The following is a 24,379-nucleotide window of genomic DNA, read 5'->3' as shown; positions in this document are numbered from 1 at the left end:
TTCCACTATCTCTCATTATTGTGAAGAAATGAAGATTTGGTCAAGTAAACGCAAAAAAAAGCGACAGATCAAACCACCGCTTTTCATTGCATCTATGCTTGTTTTTATAGGACACGCATTAAAAATTCGCGCGTGCGATCCTCTTTCGGGTTGTTGAAGATATCTTCCGGTGGCGCCAGCTCCAAAATTCTTCCGCTATCCATGAAGGCCACCCAATCCGCTACTTCCTTGGCGAAGCCCATCTCATGCGTCACGATGATCATGGTCATTCCTTCCTTGGCCAGCTGCTTCATCGTCTCCAGAACCTCCCCGACCAATTCCGGATCGAGCGCTGACGTAGGTTCATCAAACAGCATAATCTCCGGCTTCATCGCCAAGGCACGAGCAATCGCCACACGCTGCTTCTGTCCCCCAGAGAGACTGGACGGATAGACATTTGCCTTTTCTTCCAAGCCTACTTTTTTCAGGAGCTGCATAGCTTCCTTTTTGGCTTCTTCCCGGTTCGCCTTGCGGACGATGAGGGGAGCTTCGATGACATTTTCCAACACCGTCTTGTGCGGAAACAGGTTGAAGTGTTGAAAGACCATCCCTACCTTTTGCCTGATCTTGGACAAATCATCCTTTTTCGGGTCAATGCTGTTTCCTTCGATCAGAATTTCTCCGCCGTTCTTGATCTCCAGAAAATTGATGCATCGAATCAAGGTGCTCTTTCCCGATCCGCTGGCGCCAATCAGCACCACCACTTCTCCTTTGTTCACTTCCAGGTTAATGTCTTTCAACACCTCAACCTCTCCGAAGCTTTTCTTCAGGTTTCTGACGCGAATCATCTCATGTTTCCCGCTCATGGTATCCCTCCTCTAGTCCCCTTTTGCCATACGCTTTTCTAATTTGTTGACCAGATATGTGAACAGCATCACGATCACCAGGTAATATACCGCTACGATCAAGAAAAACGTCATTTCATCAAAGGTCTCTGCTGATAAGCGGCGGGCCATCGAGAAAAGCTCGTCCATTGCAATAAACGCCGCGAGAGAAGATTCCTTCAGTGAGAGAATAAACTGATTGCCCAGCGGTGGAATCGAGCGCTTCAAAGCCTGAGGCAGGATGATTCGACGCATGGTTTGGGCAGGAGACATTCCCAGCGAAAGCCCGGCTTCCATCTGTCCTTTGTCGATGGATTGGATGGCGCCTCGAAAGATTTCTGCGATGTACGCACCACTGTGAACCGCAAGAGCGAGAGCGGCTGACCAGAATTGTCCCAAATCAACCACTTTATAAAACCCGAAGTAGAGAACAAAGATTTGAACGATCAGAGGCGTACCGCGAATCACCGTGATGTATACATTTGCAATCATTTGAGCGAGTGAAAATCTGGATACTTTTAAAAGCGCGATGAACAAGCCGATCACCGTTCCGACGAGCACAGAAGCAAACGTCAATTCAAACGTCAACAGCAACGGCTTTAAGAAAAACGGGAATGTCCGGATAAACTCTTCGATCAGATGTGAGATACTAGGCACCTTGCCACCCCTCGCTTGTCATGGAATGAACCTACCAAACTCTCGCAAAAAAAGTTTGGTAGGTTATTTGGATCATGGACGATTTAGTCTTTTTTGCTGATGTCGCGTTGGAAGTACTTTTCGCTCAGCTTCAGGTAGGTGCCATCCTCGTGCATTTGTTTCAGCACCTCATTGATTTTGTTCAGCAGTTCCTCGTTGCCTTTGCGCACTGCAATCCCATGCTGCACTTCTGTGAGGGCAGCACCGCTCTTTTTGATCTTCAGACCTTGCTGAATAGCAATTTCACCAACTACGCTATCTGTAATCACTACGTCATGCTTGCCTTGCTCCAGCGCGCGCATGGCTGTCACATCACTGTCGTAGGTCTTGATGTTGTCTGTATATTCGCGTGCCATTTTCTCATGTGTGGTCCCCAAAGCAACAGCCACTTCCTTGCCTTTCAATCCCTCCAGAGTGCTGATATCTCCGTCAGGACGTGTGAAGAGCTGTCCGCCAGACAGGTAGTAAGGATCGGCAAAATCGACCTGCTCTCTGCGCTCGTCTGTGATCGCATGGCTGGCGATGGCCGCATCGTATCGCCCTTCTTTTACCCCAGCGATGATGCCGGAGAACGGAGAGGTTACTGGCTTCGGTTCCAGGCCCAGACGTTTTGCGATTTCATCTCCGATCTCGATGTCAAAGCCAGTCAATTGACCATCCTTGAAGTAGCTGAATGGCTGATACTCACCCGATGCTGCGTAAATGAACGTGCCCGCTTCTTTGGTCATGGAAGAACCGCTTGCTGCTGGCGCGCTGGCTTGTCCACCATTTCCTCCAGCTGGTGCGGCAGACTGACCACATCCCACTACCAGTAATGACATCGAAAGCATCAAGACAGCTAACCCGCTAATTTTCTTTTTCATTTTTTCTTTCCCCCTATTTGGAATCAGTTCGGTTTGGTTTACCTATCAAAAAACGCCTCTCGCATTCCCACCTCCCTTCGACTGACACTAATCATACATTTGTAAATTTTCAGATATAATCAGCGGCGCATCCGTCTTGGTAATGACTTCCTCCAATGTGAAGGGATACATCACTTCTGCCAGGTACAAGCCTCCCTCGGTAACCTCGATCACTGCCCTCTCCGTGATGATCATGTCAACGCAGCTCTTGGCAGTCAGCGGCAATGTACATTCTCTGCAGATTTTGGGTTCATCCCTTTCATTCAGGTGACTCATCAGGACGATGACTTTTTTCGCGTAGCGTGCTAGTTCAACGCCCCCACCAATGCCATAAACACGCTGACCAGGCACAATCCAGTTCGCCAGGTCACCTTTGCGGCTCACCTGCAGGGCTCCCAAAAAAGCCACGTCCAGCTTTCCCTTTCGAACCATGCCATAGGCTATGGAGCTGTCGAAAAACGATGCCCCCGAATGGATCGTGACGGGTGCACCACCTGCATTGAAGAGGTGCACATCCTCTTCCCCTTTTGTAGGAGTGGGACCAACCCCCAGGATGCCGTTGACCGAATGGAACATCACATTCCATTCTGTCGGGAGAAAATCAGCTACCAGCTCCGGGATTCCGATTCCCAGGTTTACGGCCATGCCCGGGTAGATCTCTCGCGCGGCACGGCGTGCAATCATGTTGCGATGATTGATGTCCAGAACCATTAGTCATTCCCTCCGCGAGTCAGTACGATGTAATCGACGAAAATACCAGGAGTGACGATGCTCTCCGGGTCCAGCTCACCCACTGGAACGATCTCCTCCACTTCGGCTATCGTAGTCTTCGCAGCCATCGCTACCAGAGGATTGACATTTCGAGCCGCTTTTTCGTAAATCAGATTTCCGTAAGTATCCGCCTGCTTCGCATAGACGATGCCCACATCTGCTGTCAGTGCAGGTTCCACGAGATATTTTTCACCAGCGTATACGATGAGCTGTTCTTTCTTGGCGGTCACGACACCCATGCCCGGCTCTACTAGAATCGCCGGGATGCCGACTCCACCAGCCCTGATTTTTTCGACCAGAATTCCCTGCGGAAAAAAGATGACCTCCAGCTTGCCCTCCATCATCTGCCGTCCCGCCTGAGGATTCGAGCCGATGTGGGTAGTGAGCATTTTCTTCACCCGTTCTTGCGTAATGAGCTTGCCGATCCCTCGATTCGAGAAGCCCGCATCATTGCCAATCAACGTCAGGTCACGAACCCCTTTGTCCAAAATCTGGTCGATCAACTGATCAGGAGTTCCCATCCCCCCAAATCCGCCGTACATCAAGCGAATACCATCCTGCACCAGGTCTGCAGCCTCATCCATCGTGATTAATTTTGAAACCATTGCGGCTATTCCTTACCCTTCTTCTTTCTATTTGGGCTCCATCGCTCTTTTTTATTGCAAACATCATGCCAAACGGTACAACACGGAGATTGCAGCTTTTTCGACAACTCTCGATACGTTCTTGAATCGATTCCGATTCAAAACCATGCACTTTTCTGAAAAATACCTCTTTTCAATCGAATCGATATCGATTCACTTGTCATCAAAATCGATTCAGTTTACAATTTGCTTACTGAAAATTCATGAAATAGATGGAGGATCTTTCATCATGGAGAGAGATGCAGAAATTCTTGCCTTGTTTCAAACAAGCCGTTTCATCGATATTTTCAACGCTTTGGCTGACGGAATCTACATCTCTGACGCTCAAGGAACCACAATCTGGCTGAACAATGCCAGCGAAAATTTGTGCGGCTTGCCCAAATCCCAGCTCATTGGACAAAATGTCGCTGATCTGGAATCAATGGGGATATTCAATCCTTCCGTCACTCGTCTCGTCATGGAGTCTGGAAAATCGACTACGACCATCCAGTTGGTCAATAAAAAGGGGAAATTTCTCGTTACCGGACACCTGATCACAGACGATCAAGGAAACCCGGAGCTGATTGTTTCCCATTCCCGGGATATTACCGAAGCAGCGCGGGCCAGCTCGCAGCTGGAGGAAACAGTCGCTCTCCTGAAGCGGTACAGCGAAGAGATTCAGCTCATGAAGCGAGAAGCCAATCAAAACCTGTCCACCGTCATGATCGGCAATAGCCGCACTTTCCTCGCCCTGCTCGATCTGATCAAAAAAGTGGCCGTTGCAGACACGACTGTCCTGATCACTGGCGAGACAGGGGTCGGGAAAACCTATTTGGCTGAACAGATTCACCAGCTAAGCGAGCGCTGTGGCGCTCCTTTTGTCCACGTCAACTGTAGTGCTATTCCGGAATCGCTCATTGAATCGGAGCTGTTTGGGTATCAAAAGGGTGCTTTTACGGGAGCCAATCATTCCGGAAAGATGGGTCTGGTCAAGATGGCGGATCACGGTACGCTTTTCTTGGACGAGATCAGTGATCTGCCCTATCACCTGCAATCCAAGCTGCTGCTGCTCTTGCAGAATAAAACCTTCATGCCGATCGGTGGTACCAAGACCTATACAGCAGACATTCGCATCATCGCTGCTACCAATGCCAACCTACTGGAACTGGTTCGTCAGGGAAAATTCCGGCATGACCTTTACTATCGCCTCAATATTTTACCGATGAATGTACCGCCACTTCGTGAACGAAAGGAAGATATCTTCCCCCTGCTCCATCACAACCTGCAGAAATTCAATACCAAGCACAATCAAAAGCGCCGTTTTTCCGCAGATGTGCTGGATCTCCTGCACCATTACGAATGGCCAGGCAATGTGCGTGAGCTGGAGAATCTCGTAGAACGCATCGTCATCACCGCAAAGACAGACGAGATCCTAGTCACGGACCTGCCAGAGGAGCTGCGCAGTATCAATGAACTTGATGAGAACATCCTGACACTAGGTGGACACCTCTCCCTGAATGAACGAATGGAGAAGATCGAGATCGAAATTATTACGAACGCACTGAAGCTGCACAAGACCACAAGAAAAACAGCCTCTGCCCTAGGCATCACACAATCCTTGCTCATGCGCAGAATTAAAAAATACGAGATTCAGCTAGATCCCGAGACAGAGAACATCGGATGAGTATTCTTCACTCACAAAAAAGGAAAGGATGGACTGTCGCCGAAGCTTCAGTCCATCCTTTTATCCGTATTATGACTTGTTACTCGTATATATCCATACCGCATCCCGCAAAAACTCTGCCATACCAGCCTGATGCTTATCGTAATAAGCCTTGAATCGTTCGTCCTCTACGTACATCTGGACGATGCCAGCGTGAGCCTCCTTGCTGTACGCATTCCACGAAAAGGAGAGCCACTGCCGATGGAGCTCTGCGGCTTTTTGGGCAAGCTCCCCTGCTGGATCGCCCTGTTGAAACGCTTGCGCCAGCATTGTCATGACTTCCTCTTCCAATCGCTTCATCGCTTCATATTGCTCCGGGGTCATCCCCCTCAGCTTTTCATTGGAGCGTTCGACGACCTCGTCTCCGTATTTCTCCCGAATTTCTTTTCCGTATTTCTGTTCATTTTCGTCGATCAAGCTTTGCTTGAAGCCTTCAAATTTCTCACGGTCTGTCATCGTCATTCTCCCCTCTTTTTGTGCCATTGTCTTTTCCACGTTGGCAATCAATACATCCAACTGTTTTCTCTTTTCCAAGAGCTGCTCGCGATGCTCGCGCAGCGCTTTCGCATCATCAAAAGCTGGCGAATTCACCAGCTCCTTGATCTGTTCAAGCGGTAGGCCCAGCTTTTGCACGGTGTATTCCATCTGCTCACCTCCCGACAACCTCACTGTACACATTGACGTAATGTCAATGTCAACACGTTCTCCAGCCTTTTTTCCTTCTTATATAGCGTTAACTAAATTCTCTTTTTGAAGGCGCAAAAAAGAAACCCACCGACATCCAATGTGCCGAATGGGTTTCTAGTCTTCTTTTACAGATTTCCGCGCAGCTCCTGCTCACGCTCCAGCGCTTCGAACAAGGCCTTGAAATTGCCGTTGCCGAAACCGCGTGCCCCTTTACGCTGGATAATCTCAATGAACAAAGTAGGACGGTCGACAATCGGTTTGCTGAACAGCTGCAGCAAATAGCCTTCATCATCTTTGTCCACCAGGACTTTCAGCTTTTTCAATGTTTCAATATCCTCGTCGATCTCACCAACGCGATCCTTCAATTCATCGTAGTACGCGTCCGGCACGGAGAGGAAATCCACACCATTGGCACGGAGCTTGGAGACCGTATCGATGATGTCATTGGTCAAAATAGCGATATGCTGGACTCCCGGACCTTTGTAGAACTCCAGGAACTCCTGGATTTGCGACTTGCGGCGTCCTTCCGCTGGTTCATTGATCGGGAACTTGATTCTCCCTGTACCGCTCTGCATCACTTTGGACATCAGCGCAGAGTATTCCGTCGAGATATCGTCATCGCTAAAGTTTTGAACGGCTGTGAAGCCCATTACTTTTTCATAGTAAGAAACCCATTCATCCATCACTTCTACGTTGCCGACGATATGATCGATCCCGATCAAGCCTGTGCTTTCGCTGGTAATCGATGATTCGTAGGCGACATAGCCAGGTAAGAACGGCCCGTTGTAGTTTTTGCGTTCAATAAACGAGTGAACATTTTCTCCATAAGTACCAATCACAGCTTTCTTCACCGTTCCGAACTCATCGGAAAATTCAGTCGGCTCCATGATTGGAATAGCCCCTCGGGAAATCGCTTCTCGATATGCCTGCTCACAGTCCTCTACACGCAATGCCACGTCTTTTACACCGTCTCCGTGCTTGTTCACGAATGCTGCAACCGGGTGATCCGGCGTCAAAGCTCCACTAATCACAAATGTCATATGTTTTTGCTTGAGTACATAGGATACTTTTTCCCGAGATCCGGTTTCCAAACCTGCATAGGCAACTGCTTGAAAACCAAATGCCTTGGTAAAGTAGTGCATCGCCTGTTTGGCGTTTCCGGTATAAAACTCCAGGTAGTCCCAATCCTGAATCGGGAAAAAATCAGTGTTGCCCATCATTAACCCTCCGTTTACTTGTTTTTTACACTTTTGGGATAATTGGTATGATTTTGTCGTTACTTAGAGAATATATTGAAAACGCTTTCCCTCGCAAGAACACCAACCACCGCGAAAACGCTACAACGCTTTCATAGCTTAAAGTGCTGGATTTTTCCAAACCTCTGGTACAATAAGGGCAGTATAGATGGGAGGAAAGGGGCAGAGACACCGTACATGGCAGACTCGATTTCTTGCAACTTGTCGGGATTACGGAAAAAGAGCTGCAGGCCATAAAAGGAAAAAGCAGAGAAGAACGTGAGCGTTTTGTCAAAGTGATGCAGCAGGACAATCCGGATCTCATCACGGATATGGCACGTGAGAAGGAGTATCTGGATTTTTAAGAGCATGCAATCATCGGGGAAAATTCGGATCCAGGAGGACGTACCAGATGAGTCAATGGAATGAAAAAACAGCGAAAGCATTCGACAACATGGCAGAAGAATGGAACCAAAAAAGCGATTCGATGTGGGAAACAGGAAGCCGCAAGACAATCCTCCCCTTCTTGACCCGTCAGGTAGCACCACAGCAAGGTCCAGTATTGGATGCCGGTTGCGGGGATGGGTACGCCAGCTGCAAGCTAGCCGGCGCAGGCTATCAGGTCGAAGGTGTAGACATTGCCGGGGAAATGATTCGGCTTGCCCAGGCACGGGCAGAAAAACATGGCGTACATGTCCATTTCCAGACAGGCGATATCAGCCAGCTGCCGTTCGCCGATCAAACCTTTGCAGGGATCCTGTCGATCAACGTGGTAGAATTCACCCCTTCCCCTCTGAAATCACTCATGGAGCTTCACCGTCTCCTGAAGCCAGGAGGTGTTCTCGTTCTGGGCATTTTGGGTCCTACAGCCGGTCCACGCAATCACAGTTATCGCAGACTCTATGACGAGACGACGATCCAGAATACCATGATGCCTTGGGAAGCCAAAAAGCTGGCTCAGGAAAACGGCTTTGTCCTGATAGATGAGGAACCGGTGTACAAGGAAGGTGTTCCGTCCGAACTGGCAGAGCGCCTTCCTGAAGACTTGCAGGAGGCATTGAGCTTCTTGACGCTGTTTGCCTTGAAAAGACAAGACTGATTGAATTGCGGTGATGGATGAATGGATATGCTCAAGGTATTGCTGCAGAAAAACGATGTCCACTATGAATGGATCAGCCACAATCGGCCAATTCGTACAGCACAGGAAGGGGCCGCTATGCTGGGCATTGAAGTGGGCCAAACTGCCCCTACGCTGGTGCTCAAATCGGAGAAAGGGTACATGGCCTTGATTCTCTAGGCTCCCGCGGTCGTATAGAACTCAAGTCGGTAGCCGAGCTGGTAGGCTGCACCCAGTTGAAAATGGCCCCTCCCCACGAGGTGGAGCAGATTACCGGATACACGGTGGGCAGTGTGCCACTCGCAGGTCACGCTCTCCCTACGATCCTCGATCGGGAGCTGTATCGCCACGCCTCGATCTACGGCGGTACTGGAGTCGGTACCAACACCCTTAAAATCAAGCCAGCCGATCTTGAAAAGCTCAATCAAGTGATTGCTTTTTTACCAGCTCTGCCTGAATGACAAACACGCTTTTCATCTATTACGATATTCAAGGATTGGCGACCTTGACCTCACTCTCGAATTTTATCTTCAAAACGTCATACCATTTGGAGCAAGGCATTCCGAGCAATCACTTCAATTTTCTATTACTCTCTTTGTTATTTCTTCTGTGGTGTTTCAGATTTGTATTCAATAACTTGTAATACTTTGGGTTCAATAGCTTTTAACAGTTGTTCATCTGACTGATTGCTTTTAAGAACATCTCCACAGAAGTGGAAAGGACGGTTCATATCTGGTAGATGTCCTGATAGGTGGCATCATACAGCGTATGAAATGCCTGTTGATCACCATCTTTCATTTTTGTGAGTAATTGGTACATATATTTACTTTCCATTCAGAGGGCCCTCCTGAGAAATACCACGCCCCATAGTTTGGATACGAAAAAACAAGCAGGCACTTTGAATGCCTGCTTGTTGCATGCTTGAGTTATTGCACTTTTACATAAGGAATGTTGTTGCGCTGAATCCAGCCCCATTTACTTTCGATCAAACGGGCGAGCGTCGGCTCTTCCCAGCCGTACAAAGCCTTGTAGAGTCGCTGCGTCTCCAGTAAATCGTTATAGGTCAGATACGGATAGTCAGCACGGGCAAAAGTACCATCCGGGAAGTAGGCGTAGTGCAGATCGCCGTTCTCCAAAATCCATTTTTCTCCCAGGTTGGTCGCACCTGCCAGCATCGTATCGGCCAGCTCCTTGTCTTGCGGCCTGCCGAACTTCTGGTACAAGCTGTACAAGTAATTGACTTCTGCCAGCTGGTGATTGAGCGATACATGTGTGCGAAGATGTGGTGTAGTTGAAGCATAATCCTCCACCAGCCAGCCTGTTCGCGGCCCTTCTATCACATAATGATTGGCTTTGGCATGACGCTGAAAATAATCCGCGTATTGGAGGGCTGACTCACAGAAATCCCCATCCTCATACAGGGTACAGCCTTTCAGCATCAGATTGGCCGCTCCCGTATTAAAACGCGTATCGTAAAATCCATCCGGTATCCCGTAATCATCACGCAGCCATTGAGAGAGTGGCAGTGTTTTCCAATGGCCATCCTCCTCCTGCTGCTCCAAACTGGTCTTCAGCATGACGTACCCCATATTGCTTGCCGCCTTGCTACCTCCTGTAAAGAGGAAGGAACGGAGGATATAGTTTTCCGGAATGCGCCAGTACCCGTTTTCTGCTGTCGGTTCATAGGTTGTTGGACTTTTGTAATGGTAGCCATTGTACAGCCACTTCGCATTTTGTGTAAGATCCAGAGAAAGCCAGACCTGGTCCAAAGAGTATTCGCCCCATCTCACGAGCGGCTCTCTCGACTCCATCGCCCAGATTTCACTGACGTATCCCGCTCTTTGAGGCAGGCGAATCTCTAAATTGATCCCCCGTGATGTCTGCACGACTTCGATCGGAAGCTCCATCCCAGGGAACGTCTCTACCGTTCCATTCCCCAGTTCTTTATAGACGATCGGCTCACCGATCCAGATGTATTTGCCTGAAGTCTCGATAAACCCAGGTGCCACAGGAAGGGTAGTTACGTCACGCAGGTTGACTATATTCCAGTAAGGCTTTTTGTCTTCTCCCTGAGAGAATTCTCGATAACGAAATGTAGCAAACTCTTCTCGAAGCGGAATCGTGATGACGTAAGGCTGGTCATTGTAGTCTGCTGAAACTTGATTCATCCAGTATGTATCGCCATCTTCAAACCTGAATTCCCTCTTTTTCAAAATGGACCCGCCCATGATGTCCAGTGTATCTTTCTGAATGGGCATTTTAGAGTTAGTGTTGGTCGGAACATCGGAAGTAAACAGTCCCGTAACCAGAACAGCAAGCAGAGCGAGCAAAGGTAGTATACGTCTCGACATGTCATCCCCCTATTTTCTTAGAGTAAGTTGGCCTGTCTTGCTTTTCTCGTCGGCATAAGCCTTCTGACCGAACTGCCCGCGCAATGTGGGGAGCTTCAGACATTAGTAAGGACGACTCAATTGTGCATAATGTTTCAATTCATGTTTTCGTCTGGGCTGTTCTTGCATTAGAATACCTGTATGGAAGGAGGAATTATGTACAAATACAAGAAAAAATCCAAGCGTAAATGGTTCCTGATTTTCCTGGCATTCGTGGCTTTTGTCTACGTGAATAACAGCTCACTGCTGGCCTCACCGAAGAACGATTCGCCGGTCCTTCTCGCACATCGAGGACTAGCCCAAACCTTCTCTTTGGAAGGTGTAGAAAACGACACCTGTACGGCTCAACGAATTTATGAGCCTGAGCATCCCTTTCTGGAAAACACGATTCCTTCAATGGAAGCAGCCTTCCAGGCAGGAGCGGATATTGTGGAATTTGATATCGCTGAAAGAGCTGGATGTCGGTTACGGGTATACCGCTGATCAGGGAAAAACCTATCCTTTTCGCGGTAAAGGAGTTGGTTTGATGCCTTCGATGGATGAAGTGCTTACCCACTTTCCTGACAAGTCTTTCCTGATTCATATCAAGAGCAATGATCCTGCAGAAGGCGTGCAGCTAGCCGATTATCTCGCAAAACTGCCGGAAGAGCGGTTGAACCAACTAACGGTTTACGGAGGAGACGAGCCGATTGCTTCCTTGAAGGAATCTCTTCCACAGGTCAGGGTCATGTCGATGGCAACGTTGAAAGCAGGTTTGATACCGTACATCCTGATCGGCTGGACAGGCTATGTCCCTGAATCCTTGCAGCACACACAGCTGCATATACCGGAGAAAATTGCTCCGTGGCTGTGGGGCTTTCCAAATCGGTTCCAGAACAGAATGGATCAGGCCGATACGCGGGGCATTATCGTGGGTGGAGACGGCAGTGATTTTTCCAGCGGCTTCGATTCACTAGAGGACGTCCAACGATTGCCCGCTTCCTATACAGGAGGCATCTGGACCAATCGCATAGATCGTATAGCTCCAATCTATAAACAGGAATAGGTAAAAAAAGGGCTGTCCCTTTGTCTGCGGTCAGACATCCGGGACAGCCCTTTCGTTCGTTCATACAGTTATTTCTTATTTTCCTCAATGATGCCTTTCAGGAACTGTGTCTCGATATTGTTGCCCCTCACCCAATCTGCGAAATCAATGGCGAGGATCTGGCTGCCCCTGGCAACGGACGTCATGATTTTTGCATTCTCGTAGGCGTAGGAAAAAGTATGCAAGGTGCCGAACAAATCGGCATAGTCAGTAAAAAAGAGAGGGGACTGTACGTCCTTGAAGAGAGCAAACATCTCCTCATGGTTATGCGCCTTGTCCCGCAAGCTTTGAAAATAAGCCTGGCGCTTCAATGAGCCTGTAATGACCGATCTATTTTTTTCTGCAAGCTGATCAACCTGGAAGTGATTGACACAAGACAATTGCTCTGGACATGGCAGAACAACCCATTGCGTCTGTTTTTGGCACGTCATAGCCGCCAAACAAGGCTGCTGCCTTTTCCCACGAAATCCCGAGCCCTTCGCTAATTCCTTGCAGCTCATCCAGCAAATGCGGTGCATAGGCACGGTAAATCGCGGCCATTTCCTGCACGTCAATCTCTTCTCTGGTGATCATCTCGAATGTTCTGACAATAGGATTGCTACGCAATTGCTGTCCTAGCACAAGACCATTTTGGTATGCTGAATCTCTCAACTGCAGGACCTGCACCTGAAAGTTTGACATCGCCATACTCCCTCTTTCCCCCTAGAGTGAAAAAAGGACAAGGAAGTTCTCCTTGTCGCTTTTTTGTCAGTCGTTACGTATATGTATCAGCTTATGATGGCAATAGCTTTTTCACTACCTGCACGCTCTCTTCTACTTGACCTTCGACCAGATCAGCTTGCTGCACCAGAAGCCCCATTTGCTCCTGCAAATGGTCCAGCATTTGCTTCGCTTGCGTAACCTCACGCGCTACTTCGTCTGCAAATTGCTTTTGATGATCGATAATTTGCATGACTCCCGAAACTTCTTCCTGTACATCCTGGAAGGAACTTACGATGCCTTCCATCTTTTTCGATGCTTCCTTGCTGATGGAGAGCCCGCTCTTGATGGCGTCGCTGTTCTTTTCACTATTGGACAGCGCCTCTTTGGTTTCCTCCTGAATTTTGCCAATCAATTCGGCAATATTTTTCGTGGAATTGGCAGTCATCTCAGCAAGCTTGCGCACCTCGTCCGCCACAACCGCGAAGCCTCTGCCCTGTTCACCTGCACGTGCAGCCTCAATCGCCGCGTTGAGTGCCAAGAGATTGGTCTGGTTGGCGATATCGCTGATCACCTGTACGATGCTCGTGATCTCTGAGGAGCGCTCCTCCAGTCTGCTCATGGACAGAGAGGTATTGGTTGACTCCTGTTCCAGCTGCGACATGACGTTCACTACATCGTTCATGGCTTTCATGCCACCTTCGACTTGTCCAACAGATTGGAGGCAAATCGTTCGTAGCCGTTCTCCACGCGTATGGAGCTGTCCTGCTGACTCATCGTCATTTTCATTGATTCGTTGTATGTTTTCCACGATCTGATGCATCTGTTGGCCCAGCTGTTCGATTTGCGCTTGCTGGGTGTTCAGTGATGCATTTTGTGCCAGGATGTTGCCCAGCTTCTCATAAATAGCTTGCAATTCTTCCTGCAGGGCTGCTTCCTCTTGCTTCTCTTCCGGTACGTCCAGTGTTGCAACAGATGTCGCTGCAACCTCATTTTCCACGTTCCCTTTGTTCTTTCGCCAAAACATCTCCAATCCTCTCCTTCTCTCTACAAAGGTTTGTCTACTCGATAGGCAAATGTGCGTGATTCCATGATTCCCGGGTGTTGTTTCGCCAATAAAAGCAGGTTCTCTAGAAAATAATAATGGCCCTCCAAAATTTCCACGTCCTTGCGTTCAAAATGCTTGGCCTGCAAGTACTGCTGCATTTCCCAGGCATAGCGCTCGAGCTTGTCGTGGAAATCATTGGCGCGTATCATTTGTTCGACTTCAGGGTACAACGTCTTTAGACGATTGATTTCCGCGTACACTTTGCTGCCCTCTAAGATCATTTGATAGGCAGTCCGTTCCCGCGAGGCCAAAGAAGCCGCCTCTTCCTCTTCACGCTGTTCGCGCAAAGCAGACAAGTACGTGATAAAATGGTAGACAGTTAAAAATAAAGGGCCCAAAAATAAGATAATCCCTGCTTTGTACACATGCTGATTGTTCAGGTTGCTGATCAGCAGGAACAAGTGAAACAAAATGGCTCCTAGCCATACGTAGATGATGACCTGGTGATTGATCGCCCCTGCCCTTTGCTGGCGTGAAAAGACAAAGGTCAGTCCGAGCAGATAGAAGGCAAGCAGCGTAAAGCTGGCTGAAAACAGGGCCATTTCCATCTCTTGCAGCCAGACAGCATCCACGGGAATCTCGATCAAGAACTCGAAGGCAAGCACCAACAGTGAGAAAAGCAACCCCATGATCCAAAACCGGCTGACATCTGAGTCGTTTCTCCGCCGGGAGCGATACCGTTCCGCACGGGTTCCTTTCATAACATTCTCACCTCAAATGCTATGATTCGCCATCATTCTACCTTTTCCCTTTATTATGGGCCAAAATCTGACAAGGAGGCTTTCATGACATCAACTCTGCCTGCTGCTTTTACAGAACGCATGCAATCCTTGCTCCACCAGGATTTTGAAGCATTTCTAGAATCCTACCGCAAAAGCATCTCCCACGGTCTACGAGTCAATCCATTAAAGATCGATCGGGATGCTTTTATCACGCTCTCTCCCTTTGAGCTGGAGAGCATCCCCTGGTGTCCAGAGGGCTTCCGTTATCCAGACGGAGCTCGTCCAGGCAAACACCCCTATCATGCATGCGGTCTTTACTACCTGCAAGAGCCTAGTGCCATGTCTCCCGCTGAAGCTCTTGGCGCACAACCCGGTGAGCGCATTCTCGATTTGTGTGCCGCCCCTGGGGGAAAATCGACGCAGCTGGCTGCCGCTCTGCAGGGTGAAGGACTTCTGATCGCCAACGAAATCCATCCGCAGCGAGCCCGTGCCCTATCGGAGAATCTGGAACGTTGTGCTGTACAAAATGCCGTCGTAACCAATGAAACGCCAGAACGACTGATGGAACGCTTCCCTCTGTTCTTTGATCGCATTCTGGTAGACGCTCCCTGCTCAGGGGAAGGCATGTTCCGAAAGCTGCCAGAGGCAATCGAAGACTGGTCCCCGGAAAAGGTCACAGAATGTCACCACATGCAGCTGGATATCCTCGATGCTGCTGCCCGAATGCTTGCGCCCGGCGGTACCCTGGTCTACTCGACTTGCACCTTTGCTCCGTTGGAAAATGAACAAAGCATCACCACGTTCCTCACGCGCCATCCGGAGTTCGAGCTGATCCCTTTGCCTCATCCCGAGTGGTTCGCTCCAGGTCAACCCGCATGGGCAAAGCCACAGACCGATGATTTGCGCCTGACCGCAAGACTATGGCCCCATCTGCTGGAGGGAGAAGGGCATTATCTCGCCAAATTGCGTAAAAAAGAGGACAGTCAAAATGATCAGGAGCCTCCGAAAAGAAAGGAAAAACGCGCGTCCAAGTCACTGCCCGCCGGCCGCAAAGAAGCGATTGCTGCCTGGCAGAAATTTGCTGTCGAAGTCATTCCGTATACAGCAAAACGCCTTTCTGATGAATCTGCCTTTTTGCTGTTTGGCGACCAGCTATTCTACTCTCCTGCTCCAACCCTCAATTGGGATGGCTTAAAAGTACTCCGGGTAGGTCTACACCTGGGCACCGTAAAAAAGAACAGATTTGAGCCGGGTCATGCTCTCGCTCTCGTCTTGTCTCCCGAAGAAGTGGTCGGCCACGCAAATTTTAAGGCTGATGACCAAGAAGTCATGCGCTATTTGCGCGGCGAAGCACTTCTTCGGGAAGGTGAACCTGGTTGGACACTCGTTACCGTAGACGGTTTTTCCATCGGATGGGGTAAGCAAGCAGATGGGCAATTGAAGAACCATTATCCAAAAGGCCTGCGCTGGGTCTAAGCCATTGAGATACTCCTAACGAGGCTATTTCCACAGGGAGCGACTTAAAAAAATGTCCACATGCCCATCAGCACGTTTTGCTTGGGCAGTGGGCTATTTTTTCATCTCATTTATCTTCTGTGAGTATCCTGATCGACTACGGTCAAGGAACCGTCCCTGATAAAACGCAAAATTTTGGAGACGGAGACACCCGTTGCATTCGCAATCTGCATGGCATTGGAATTGGGATAGCTTCTGACGTAATTGCGGATCAGCTGGTATTCTTCTCGATCATTCTGTCCGCACACGGAACAGATCAGTTCTCTGGGGTTCATTGGACTACCGCACTTCAGACAAGCATCTGTCATCAACGTTTCTCCTCATACCTTGTACTTGTTCTCCTTCTATTCTACCCAGTTTGGGGTATGGGGGAAACATGATTTCAGCTCATAATTCCTTTTTGCAACAAGATTATGGCAAATCCGATCAAAAAGACTCCCACCATCTTGTCCAAACGATTGATCCAGAGCGGATTCAGGAATCTGGACATCCACTGACCAAGCACTGCTATTCCAGTCAGAAACATGAAGGTTGACAGCAGGCACCCTACGACAAAGCCAGCCAGCGACATACTGTCAGGGAGGGTATGGGAGGCCATGAGAGAACCAAAAACTCCAGACCAAAACAGGATGGTTAGCGGATTGGTCAGCGTCAGCATGACACCGTACCAAAAGCCCCCCCTTCCATTCTTCTCTGTTTGACTATTCCGCTCCGGTGTATGCTCTACGGGCTTCGAGCGCAGACTGCTGACGCCAAACCAGACCAGGATGGCGGCGCCTCCTATCAAAACCACACCTTTGACTAGGGGAATCTGCAAAAGCAAGGAAAGTCCCCCGATGGCTGCGATCATATAAGCAGCATCCACACTGGCAACCCCGACAATCATCTTCAGCGCCTCTCGTATGCCTTCCTTGATCGAACGCTGCCATACGGCCATGCATACGGGCCCTACGGATAATTGAAGCAGCATCCCAAACAGCAAGCCTTCCCATATGGCCATCCCCTCACATCTCCTCTTTCATGGTCGAAAGAACGATCATCGTATTCGTTTTGGATACTCCTTCTAACCGCTTGATCTGTTCGGAGATGAGCTGTTCCAATTCCCCCGTGCTTTTCAGCGCCACCTTCAACAGATAGTCATACTCTCCGGCGAGATGATGACATTCCAACACGCTTGGCGTCTGTACGATCATCGTTCGGAAGCCCGCCACGTGCTCCGGCTTTTCCAGCTGGACCATGATGAAGGCAACCTGCCCTTCCTCCAGCTTGCGAATCCGTTCCGAAACGGCAGGTACAGACAAATGTACGTGCTTGCTAATCTCTGAACTGGTCATCCGCCCGTTTTCCTTTAGTAATTTCAAGATTTCTTCGTCGATCCGATCCACTCGAATCCCTCCTTTTCCCTATTATACGAAATTACTAAATTAATTAGGGTGTTTATCTAAATCAACGAAAATATTTACGAAATCACATTAAAAAGTTTATTTTTTTCTGATTATCAAGTAATGCTTCTGGCTATTCGAAAAATATTAATGCACAAAAAAACTGCCCACTCCCCTGATGGATGAATGGACAGTTGTTCGCGATTGAAATTTAACCTCTGGATCTACCTTTGCCGTTCGACGGGCGGTTTGGCTTGCCAGTGTTGCCAGCACGATTGCTTCCGCCTTTGCCAGCTGCTGTACCTGGCTTCGCGCTCTTGCCCGCCTTGCGAGCCGCGATCGCTTCTGCGCGTCTGCGGTTTTGCTCGTACTTGGTTTGCAGCTCATCCAGCTCGCGAGCCAGCTTTTTCTTGTAGCCGGGCTTGACCTTTGCCTTTTTCTTGATTGCTTCCCGAACTGGCGCGAACTCTTTATCTTTTTCCTTCTTCTGTTCTTGCTGCTGTTGCTTGCGCAGCTCGATGAAGTGGGCCTCGCGCTCCTCCGCACGTTGACGACGACCAGCATCCAGATGGCGCCCCGCCTGCAAAATCCGCTCCTCGATCGACGCCTTGGTCGTTTTCGCAAAGCGTCCCATCAGGTTCTTCTGACGTGGAGAGATCAAGGAGATCGCTTTCCCCTTTTGCCCAGCGCGACCCGTACGTCCCACGCGGTGGATATAGCTCTCCACGTCGTTAGGCAGGTCGTAGTTGATCACGTGTGTGACGCCTTCCACATCCAGACCGCGCGCAGCGATATCCGTCGCGATCAGATATTGAAAGCGGATCTCGCGGAACTGCTTCATCAGCTGTTCTCGCTTGTTTTGCGATAAGTCTCCATACAGGGCTTGAGCGGTCAAACCGTTCTCCTGCAAGCGTGCCGTGAGCTGTTGGACGCGAACCTGCGTATTGGCAAAGACGATCGTCAGGTACGGCTGCTCCTGCTCCAGCACGTCTACCAGCGCGTCCGTCTTGTCACTTTGGTTCACTACATAGTAAAACTGCTCGATTTGCTCGACAGTCTTTTGTTTACCTTCGATTTTCAAATGAGGCGGCTGCTTCATAAATCGATGAGCCAGCTTTTTTACGAGATCCGGCATCGTCGCGGAGAACAGCAGCACCTGACGCTGGGAAGGAGTACCCACGATGACTTGCTCTACGTCTTCGAGAAAGCCCATCTCCATCATCTTGTCTGCTTCATCGAGGACGAGCGTAGAGATGCGGCCAAAGTGCAGGGAGCCGCGCTTCATGTGGTCCAGCACACGTCCGGGCGTTCCTACGACAATGTGAACGGTCTCCTTCAGTTTGGACAGCTGTCGATCGATATCTGTTCCACCGTGCAAGGAGAGAACGTTGACGTTCAGATGCTTGCCCAGCTTCTCTACTTCTTTGGCGATCTGGATCGACAGCTCGCGTGTAGGAGTCAGGATCAAAGCTTGAATATCCCTTTTACCCTCCTGCAAGCCATTGAGGATCGGCAGCATGAATGCCGCTGTTTTTCCTGTTCCGGTCTGTGCTTGTCCGATCACGTCTTTTCCTTCCAGAATGAGCGGAATCGCTTCCTCCTGGATCGGAGTTGGTTCTTTATAGTACAGGTCTTGAATCCCTCGCATCAGCTCAGGTCGAAAACCAAAAGATGCAAATGATTTTGCCATTCCTTCCACTTCCTTTCACAAGCGTGCCGATTCTTGCCATCCCATCATGCATGGACAAAAAGGGGTGGACAATCCATCAGCTACCTTAAACGCCATCCTACCTATACTAAATGAGTGGATGCAAAAACACAACTGAAGGCAGCCTGAGAGATAAGGGAATGCCTCTCCAACTGCCTTCCTTCCTGTCGTTACTTCGCCAATTCGTAGATCGCCTGGGCGTAGATGGCCGTTGCCTTGACCAGATCCTCTACCAGGATGTACTCGTCACGCTGGTGCGCACTGTCCGGTCTTCCTGGGAACAACGGGCCAAAGGCAACGCCCACATCGAGGGAACGACCGTAGGTAGCACCGCCGATAGCGATGATACCCGCTTCTTCTCCCGTCTGTTCGGTGTAGACACGCTGCAAGGTAGTCACGAGCGGATGCTTCGGATCTACACGGTGCGGCGGGAGATGCTCAACGACTTCGAGAGAAAAGGCAGCTTCCTGCAGGCGCTCTTCCAAGATCTTCGACCACTGATCATACGAAACCGAATGCGGATAGCGAATGTTCACCCGAAACAAAGCGTCTCCATCTGCTTCGTATTCCAATACGCCGGTGTTAAGGGTCAGCGCACCCATTTCGGCATCCTCATGGGCAATACCAATCGTCTCGCCGTAGTGCTGTCTGTACAGATAGCGGTCAGCGAACGACGTGTATTGATCAGCGCGTTCATCCAATTGGAGTGTGCGCAGGAAATGAATCAGTTCTGTTCCCGCATTCACACCTTTTCCTGGGTCCATGCCGTGCACGGATACGCCCTCCATCTGGAGAGCAACCCGCCCATCTTTTTCTTCAGCATGCCCGTTCATTCCTGAATCCTTTAGATATTGCTGGAAACGCTCCACTAGCTGCTCATGCGTCTGTCCCGCTGGCTCCAGAATTGCCTGTCCCTTGTCTGGTACCATATTCATTCGAAGACCAGCCGCAAACGAGACGAGCCTCGCATCTGCTCGCGATGCTGCAGGCAGCTGCTGGGCGCGATAAGCTTCACTGGTTTGACGCAGCGTCAGATCGGTCAGTCCCTTTTCCGCATAGATCAAAGGAAAATCAGCATCAGGGGTGAAGCCCATGGTTGGCATTTCTTCGCTCTCGAAGTATCGCTTCACGCACTGCCAGCTGGATTCTTCATCGGTCCCGAAAATCAGCCGAACGCGCTTGGAAAGCGGAAGTCCCAGCTCCAATACGAGTTTGGCTGCGAAAATGGCTGCCATCGTTGGCCCTTTGTCATCGATCGCGCCACGAGCAACGATCTTGCCATCGACGATCTCGGCCGCATATGGCGGAGTGCTCCAGCCATCTCCCTCAGGAACGACGTCGACGTGACTCAAAATGCCGATGATTTCTTCACCTGCACCAAATTCGGCGTGAGCTGCATATCCATCGATATCTTTGATCGTCATGCCGGACTCTTTGCACACATCCACAGCAAAATCGAGAGCCTCGCGAATTCCTTTTCCAAAAGGCGCTCCATCTTGAATCGTCTCGGGGTCAAGCACGCTTTTGATTCGCAAGAAAGCCTGCGTCGTCGCTAGCAGCTCCTCTTGTCTTTTCTTTGTTTCCTCCAGCCAGTTAATGGTTGTCGTCATTCTTTTCGATCCCTTCGTTTTGGCTCATATCCTCGATTCCCGCATCGATGTCCAGATCAATCTCCACCAATGAAATCAAGGATTCCATCGGCACTTCTTTCTGGGTAAATTCTGCTTGCGCTTCCTTGATTTCGTCGCGGATGTTGTTCATCTCGCTATCCAGCTTGTAGGAGGCCTTGGCTGCCTCGAACAAGCGTTGACGTACATTGGAAGGGATAATTCCCTCGTATTTGTAATTCAATGAGTGCTCGATCGTCGCCCAAAAATTCATTCCGAGTGTACGAATTTGAATTTCTACAGGAATGGTTACTTGTCCATCTGCCATCATCAGCGGGTACTCGACTGCCAAATGGTACCCTCTGTAGCCGCTCTCCTTGGGGGTTGAGACATAATCCTTTTCCAGATAAACGCGCATGTCCCCGCGTTTGCGAATCATTTCGACCACGGCTGGAATATCCTCGATAAACTGGCAGATGACGCGTACACCAGCGATGTCCCGAATCTCCCAGCAGATGTTTTCGTCGATGGGGAACTGCAGGCGATTGGCCTTGTTATAAATGCTCGGGATCGATTTGACCCGCCCCATAGCGAACTCGATTGGAGAGTGTTCCTTTCGTTTACGCAGCTCGTTGCGTATATTTTTCAGTTTTACCTTGATCTCTTCTACAGCTTGCTCGAACGGCAGCAGATATAATTCCCAGTCTAGTTTGTGCACGCTTTCGTCCCTCCGGCCGGTTACTCCAACATCTTTATCATTCAACATTTTGTTTCGGATATCCTTCCAAAATGGAAAAAGAGACCGCGAATTCCGGTCTCTCGATCTGAACTTATCCTGTTTGAGTTAATTCAGATGATTCAGACAATACAAACGATGATAAAGACGACCGCAGCTCCTCGGCCAGAGTAGCCAAATGGTCAGCCGAATGAACGATTAGCTCCATCGACGAGCTTTGCTCCTCTACGGCAGCGGAGATCGTCTGGACACCTGTAGCAGCTTCACTGGAAGCTGCGGAAACCTCGTGGGCCACAGCGACGACCTGCTGGGCTTGTGGTGCCATCCTGCCGAAAGCCTTGCTCACACTCTCCATCTCCTGAGACACGCGCCAGATATTTTGCTCGATGCTCTGGAACATTTCTCCGGATCTGCGTGCAGTGCTCATGCCACGCGCTGTCGTTCCTGCCCCTTCTTCCATCCGCTCAACGGCAGCTTTTGTATCCTTCTGAATAGCACTGATCATCTTGACGATTTGTTGGGCTGCTTCATTCGTGCCTTCAGCGAGCTTGCGCACCTCTCCGGCAACGACAGCAAATCCCTTTCCATTTTCACCTGCGCGTGCAGCTTCGATCGCAGCGTTGAGAGCCAGCAGATTCGTCTGGCGCGCGATCTCGGTAATGACGGCAATAATCCGCGAAATATCCTGCGAGCGCTGCTCCAGGGCATGGATCACTTCCTTGGCTGCATCCACGGAGCGATTGATCTCCTCCATGCTGACGATGACTGCGGTCACCGCCTCTCTCCCCTGCTCAGCGTGCTGTTTCATCTCCTGTGAAGATACGGAAACCCGCTGTACGTTTTCGGTCACACCCGCGACATCTCGGGTCAATTCTTCCGCCAGATGAAGCGTCTCACCCATTTTATCCAACTGATTGTCAGCCGAGACGGCCACACTGTCTACCACCTGCACGATCTGCTGGCTGGAAGCAGCGATTTCACCCGTATTGCCATGAATGTTGCGGACAGAGTCTGTAACGGACGTGGAAGCCTGGCGCACCTGCTGCAAAATGGCGTGAAGCTGCTGGCGCATCTCATAGAGGGAACGAGCGAGCTGCCCCAGTTCATCCTTGCGCTTCAGCAATTTCGGAGGAAACATGCTGGCAAAATCACCTTTGCCAATACGTGCTGCTACATCGAGCATTCCCTGGAAGGACTGGTTGAGCCAATTGGCTGTATAGGTAGAAATGATGACGATTAAAAGCAGCACAATTCCATTGAAGAGGATCATGGTTTGCATGATCTGGTTCGGGCCCTTCATGATCTCAGTCATGTCGATTTCAGCGAGAATGACCCAGTTGTGTTTGCCTACCGTGACCTTGTCGTAGGAGACGAGCACTTCCTTGCCCAAATAATCGATGCTCTGCTTTGTACCTGTCGATTGCGGGGAGAAAAGGGCTTCTTTCACAATCTCTGTGTCGACCTGCTGGTTGAGCAAGGTATTCTGCTCACTCCCCAGCTCCGACCTCATCAGCTTGTCTGCGCCAACCATGTAGATTTTCCCCGTCTCTCCCAGCCCTTCACGACGATTCAGCTGGCGCGAGATATACTCCAGGGAAACCTCCACTGCTAATTGACCAATGACAACGCCTCTCTCATAGATGGGAACCGAAATAAAGACTCCAGGCTGGTTGCCTGATGCTTCATACCGTCCCAGGTCAGACATTTCCGTACTCTGCAGCTTGGCTACCTTCTGCACAGTCTGACCCAGAACCGAGCTTGCATATGGACCCGATAGGAGATTCGTCCCCAAATCAGCCTGCGGCTTGATCTGATAGATAACATCCCCCTGCTCACTGATCAAGGATGCGTTGGTGAAGCCATAACGGGCGGACTCCATCTTGATTTCTTTCGTATGAGCCGACTCTGCTTCCTGATACGCTGGATGGTCCTTCCCTTGTCTCCACACCTGGTCAAATGCCTGGATCGCCGTGATGATTGTTCCAGATGCAGCCAACGTCTCCACATTGCGCGTACGCTCTCGGAAGTAGTTCTCGACTTGTTCTTTGTTGCTGTTACGTAAGGACTCTAAGGTGGCGGCACTGCTGTTCAACAATTCTTCTTTGGTTTCGTAGTACGAAAACACACCCGCAGCCGTCAACGGTACAATTCCGGCCAGCAATAAAGCAATCAGCACACGTGCCCCCAGCTTCATGTACAGCCCCCCATAATCCAATCTTTCTCTCCGGCTTCAAAATCCATATAATCTCTATTTCTATGATTTCTATGAATATAGTACCAGAAAAGAAAAAAGGAAGGCTATACCAATCTGCAGTTAGGCCGTTTCAAATATCATGGCAATTTCATCGCACATAGGTAATTTGGAGCAGTTGATACAGTCTTTCCATACTTTTTGCGGCAGGGATTCCTTTGCTACGACCCAAAATCCGCATTTTTCAAAAAAGGCCTTTTGATAGGTCAAGGCGAGCACGCGATTGATGCCCAGTGTGCGGCATTGATCGACCAGATGCAGGACGAGATGTTTTCCAACGCCCATCCCTTTTGCCTTCTCGGAGATGGCCAGGGAGCGGATTTCCGCCAGGTCCTCCCACAAAATATGCAAACCAGCCACGCCCACTACCGTGTCCCCGTCATGCGCGACGATAAAAGATTGCAGGTGCTCGCACATCGACAATTTCGTCCTTGGCAGCATCAACCCTTGCCGTGCATATTCATTAACGATCTCCAGCATCGCATCTACGTCTTTCATAGTCGCCTGACGTACTGTCAGAGCTTTCGTGACACTCATCTTACACTCCTCCACTCCACGCT

Annotated in this window: 25 protein-coding genes and 3 pseudogenes; 7 read left to right on the top strand and 21 right to left on the bottom strand. The window is 49.8% G+C overall.

Features of this window, described 5'->3' with window-relative positions; all coding sequences use genetic code 11:
- Nucleotides 1–104 precede the first annotated feature (104 nt).
- The 5 genes from JZI27_RS08145 to JZI27_RS08125 all read right to left on the bottom strand — a co-directional run bounded on the left by JZI27_RS08145 (nt 105) and on the right by JZI27_RS08125 (nt 3,837).
- Nucleotides 105–845 (bottom strand): amino acid ABC transporter ATP-binding protein, encoded by a 741-nt coding sequence (locus JZI27_RS08145; RefSeq protein WP_280207249.1) that lies wholly within the window; start codon nt 843–845, stop codon nt 105–107.
- A gap of 12 nt (nt 846–857) precedes the next feature.
- Nucleotides 858–1,520, bottom strand: coding sequence for an amino acid ABC transporter permease (locus JZI27_RS08140; RefSeq protein WP_280207248.1), 663 nt, complete (start codon nt 1,518–1,520; stop codon nt 858–860).
- 83 nt (nt 1,521–1,603) lie between these two features.
- A complete protein-coding gene (locus tag JZI27_RS08135; protein WP_280207247.1) occupies nt 1,604–2,422 on the bottom strand; it encodes a transporter substrate-binding domain-containing protein in 819 nt (272 codons plus the stop codon).
- Nucleotides 2,423–2,509: 87 nt separating this feature from the next.
- Nucleotides 2,510–3,172 (bottom strand): 3-oxoacid CoA-transferase subunit B, encoded by a 663-nt coding sequence (locus JZI27_RS08130; RefSeq protein ID WP_280207246.1) that lies wholly within the window; start codon nt 3,170–3,172, stop codon nt 2,510–2,512.
- Nucleotides 3,172–3,837 (bottom strand): CoA transferase subunit A, encoded by a 666-nt coding sequence (locus JZI27_RS08125; protein ID WP_280207245.1) that lies wholly within the window; start codon nt 3,835–3,837, stop codon nt 3,172–3,174. Before JZI27_RS08125 ends, JZI27_RS08130 begins: the two co-directional genes overlap by 1 nt.
- 268 nt (nt 3,838–4,105) lie before the next feature.
- Between JZI27_RS08125 and JZI27_RS08120 the strand changes: the two genes are divergently transcribed.
- Nucleotides 4,106–5,539 (top strand): sigma-54 interaction domain-containing protein, encoded by a 1,434-nt coding sequence (locus JZI27_RS08120; protein WP_280207244.1) that lies wholly within the window; start codon nt 4,106–4,108, stop codon nt 5,537–5,539.
- 69 nt (nt 5,540–5,608) lie between these two features.
- Here JZI27_RS08120 and JZI27_RS08115 read toward each other — a convergent pair whose 3' ends face one another.
- Both JZI27_RS08115 and hppD read right to left on the bottom strand, forming a co-directional pair.
- Nucleotides 5,609–6,223, bottom strand: coding sequence for a MerR family transcriptional regulator (locus JZI27_RS08115; RefSeq protein WP_280207243.1), 615 nt, complete (start codon nt 6,221–6,223; stop codon nt 5,609–5,611).
- Between the two features lie 167 nt (nt 6,224–6,390).
- Nucleotides 6,391–7,482, bottom strand: a complete 1,092-nt coding sequence (gene hppD, locus JZI27_RS08110; protein WP_280207242.1) for a 4-hydroxyphenylpyruvate dioxygenase — start codon at nt 7,480–7,482, stop codon at nt 6,391–6,393.
- A gap of 221 nt (nt 7,483–7,703) precedes the next feature.
- Here hppD and JZI27_RS08105 point away from each other — a divergent pair.
- From JZI27_RS08105 to JZI27_RS08090, 4 genes and pseudogenes are all read left to right on the top strand, one after another.
- A pseudogene (locus JZI27_RS08105) lies at nt 7,704–7,865 on the top strand (suppressor of fused domain protein); the annotation flags it as partial.
- A 47-nt stretch (nt 7,866–7,912) separates the two neighbouring features.
- A complete protein-coding gene (locus tag JZI27_RS08100) occupies nt 7,913–8,599 on the top strand; it encodes a class I SAM-dependent methyltransferase (RefSeq protein WP_280207241.1) in 687 nt (228 codons plus the stop codon).
- A gap of 27 nt (nt 8,600–8,626) precedes the next feature.
- The gene (locus tag JZI27_RS08095; protein WP_280207240.1) at nt 8,627–8,797 is read left to right on the top strand and encodes a hypothetical protein; all 171 of its coding nucleotides are present in this window, start codon (nt 8,627–8,629) and stop codon (nt 8,795–8,797) included.
- A gap of 62 nt (nt 8,798–8,859) precedes the next feature.
- A complete protein-coding gene (locus JZI27_RS08090; protein WP_280207295.1) occupies nt 8,860–9,078 on the top strand; it encodes a YbaK/EbsC family protein in 219 nt (72 codons plus the stop codon).
- Nucleotides 9,079–9,349: 271 nt separating this feature from the next.
- Here the strand turns inward: JZI27_RS08090 and JZI27_RS08085 are convergent.
- Both JZI27_RS08085 and JZI27_RS08080 read right to left on the bottom strand, forming a co-directional pair.
- A pseudogene (locus tag JZI27_RS08085) lies at nt 9,350–9,451 on the bottom strand (sigma-70 family RNA polymerase sigma factor); the annotation flags it as partial.
- Nucleotides 9,452–9,543: 92 nt separating this feature from the next.
- The gene (locus JZI27_RS08080; RefSeq protein WP_280207239.1) at nt 9,544–10,968 is read right to left on the bottom strand and encodes a hypothetical protein; all 1,425 of its coding nucleotides are present in this window, start codon (nt 10,966–10,968) and stop codon (nt 9,544–9,546) included.
- A 195-nt stretch (nt 10,969–11,163) separates the two neighbouring features.
- On the opposite strand from JZI27_RS08080, the pseudogene JZI27_RS08075 reads away from it, so the two are divergent.
- Nucleotides 11,164–12,052, top strand: a pseudogene (locus tag JZI27_RS08075) (glycerophosphodiester phosphodiesterase family protein).
- A 68-nt stretch (nt 12,053–12,120) separates the two neighbouring features.
- Here the strand turns inward: JZI27_RS08075 and JZI27_RS08070 are convergent.
- The 4 genes from JZI27_RS08070 to JZI27_RS08055 form a co-directional block, all read right to left on the bottom strand.
- Entirely contained in the window at nt 12,121–12,522 is a 402-nt protein-coding gene (locus JZI27_RS08070; RefSeq protein ID WP_280207238.1) for a carcinine hydrolase/isopenicillin-N N-acyltransferase family protein, read from the bottom strand.
- Nucleotides 12,443–12,772, bottom strand: coding sequence for a C45 family peptidase (locus JZI27_RS08065; RefSeq protein ID WP_280207237.1), 330 nt, complete (start codon nt 12,770–12,772; stop codon nt 12,443–12,445). The genes JZI27_RS08070 and JZI27_RS08065 overlap by 80 nt, the downstream gene beginning before the upstream one ends.
- Before the next feature lie 91 nt (nt 12,773–12,863).
- Nucleotides 12,864–13,817: a methyl-accepting chemotaxis protein gene (locus tag JZI27_RS08060; protein WP_280207236.1), complete on the bottom strand. Its 954-nt coding sequence runs from the start codon at nt 13,815–13,817 to the stop codon at nt 12,864–12,866.
- 20 nt (nt 13,818–13,837) lie between these two features.
- On the bottom strand, nt 13,838–14,599 hold the full coding sequence (locus JZI27_RS08055) for a hypothetical protein (RefSeq protein WP_280207235.1): 762 nt from the start codon (nt 14,597–14,599) through the stop codon (nt 13,838–13,840).
- An 84-nt stretch (nt 14,600–14,683) separates the two neighbouring features.
- Here JZI27_RS08055 and JZI27_RS08050 point away from each other — a divergent pair, with 84 nt between their 5' ends.
- Nucleotides 14,684–16,096 carry an RsmB/NOP family class I SAM-dependent RNA methyltransferase gene (locus tag JZI27_RS08050; RefSeq protein ID WP_122908707.1) on the top strand — a complete coding sequence of 471 codons (1,413 nt, stop codon included), beginning with the start codon at nt 14,684–14,686 and terminating at the stop codon, nt 16,094–16,096.
- Nucleotides 16,097–16,206: 110 nt separating this feature from the next.
- Here the strand turns inward: JZI27_RS08050 and JZI27_RS08045 are convergent, their stop codons facing one another.
- The 8 genes from JZI27_RS08045 to JZI27_RS08010 form a co-directional block, all read right to left on the bottom strand.
- The gene (locus JZI27_RS08045; RefSeq protein ID WP_251243550.1) at nt 16,207–16,443 is read right to left on the bottom strand and encodes a hypothetical protein; all 237 of its coding nucleotides are present in this window, start codon (nt 16,441–16,443) and stop codon (nt 16,207–16,209) included.
- 74 nt (nt 16,444–16,517) lie between these two features.
- Complete coding sequence (locus JZI27_RS08040; RefSeq protein ID WP_122908709.1) at nt 16,518–17,135, bottom strand: LysE family translocator; 618 nt, start codon at nt 17,133–17,135, stop codon at nt 16,518–16,520.
- 4 nt (nt 17,136–17,139) lie between these two features.
- Complete coding sequence (locus tag JZI27_RS08035) at nt 17,140–17,520, bottom strand: Lrp/AsnC family transcriptional regulator (protein ID WP_280207234.1); 381 nt, start codon at nt 17,518–17,520, stop codon at nt 17,140–17,142.
- A gap of 208 nt (nt 17,521–17,728) precedes the next feature.
- Complete coding sequence (locus JZI27_RS08030; RefSeq protein ID WP_251243552.1) at nt 17,729–19,207, bottom strand: DEAD/DEAH box helicase; 1,479 nt, start codon at nt 19,205–19,207, stop codon at nt 17,729–17,731.
- A 188-nt stretch (nt 19,208–19,395) separates the two neighbouring features.
- The gene (pepV, locus tag JZI27_RS08025) at nt 19,396–20,835 is read right to left on the bottom strand and encodes a dipeptidase PepV (RefSeq protein WP_280207233.1); all 1,440 of its coding nucleotides are present in this window, start codon (nt 20,833–20,835) and stop codon (nt 19,396–19,398) included.
- Nucleotides 20,819–21,550: a GTP pyrophosphokinase gene (locus tag JZI27_RS08020; RefSeq protein WP_251243554.1), complete on the bottom strand. Its 732-nt coding sequence runs from the start codon at nt 21,548–21,550 to the stop codon at nt 20,819–20,821. Before JZI27_RS08020 ends, pepV begins: the two co-directional genes overlap by 17 nt.
- Before the next feature lie 112 nt (nt 21,551–21,662).
- Nucleotides 21,663–23,762 carry a methyl-accepting chemotaxis protein gene (locus JZI27_RS08015; protein ID WP_280207232.1) on the bottom strand — a complete coding sequence of 700 codons (2,100 nt, stop codon included), beginning with the start codon at nt 23,760–23,762 and terminating at the stop codon, nt 21,663–21,665.
- A gap of 120 nt (nt 23,763–23,882) precedes the next feature.
- Nucleotides 23,883–24,356 (bottom strand): N-acetyltransferase, encoded by a 474-nt coding sequence (locus tag JZI27_RS08010; protein ID WP_122908715.1) that lies wholly within the window; start codon nt 24,354–24,356, stop codon nt 23,883–23,885.
- Nucleotides 24,357–24,379: the final 23 nt, after the last annotated feature.

Origin of the sequence: Brevibacillus sp. AY1 (assembly GCF_029870785.1) — a bacterium.
Classification (GTDB): domain Bacteria; phylum Bacillota; class Bacilli; order Brevibacillales; family Brevibacillaceae; genus Brevibacillus; species Brevibacillus invocatus.
The sequence above is the reverse complement of the archived record's forward strand: the minus strand, read 5'-3'. Positions and strand labels throughout refer to the sequence as shown.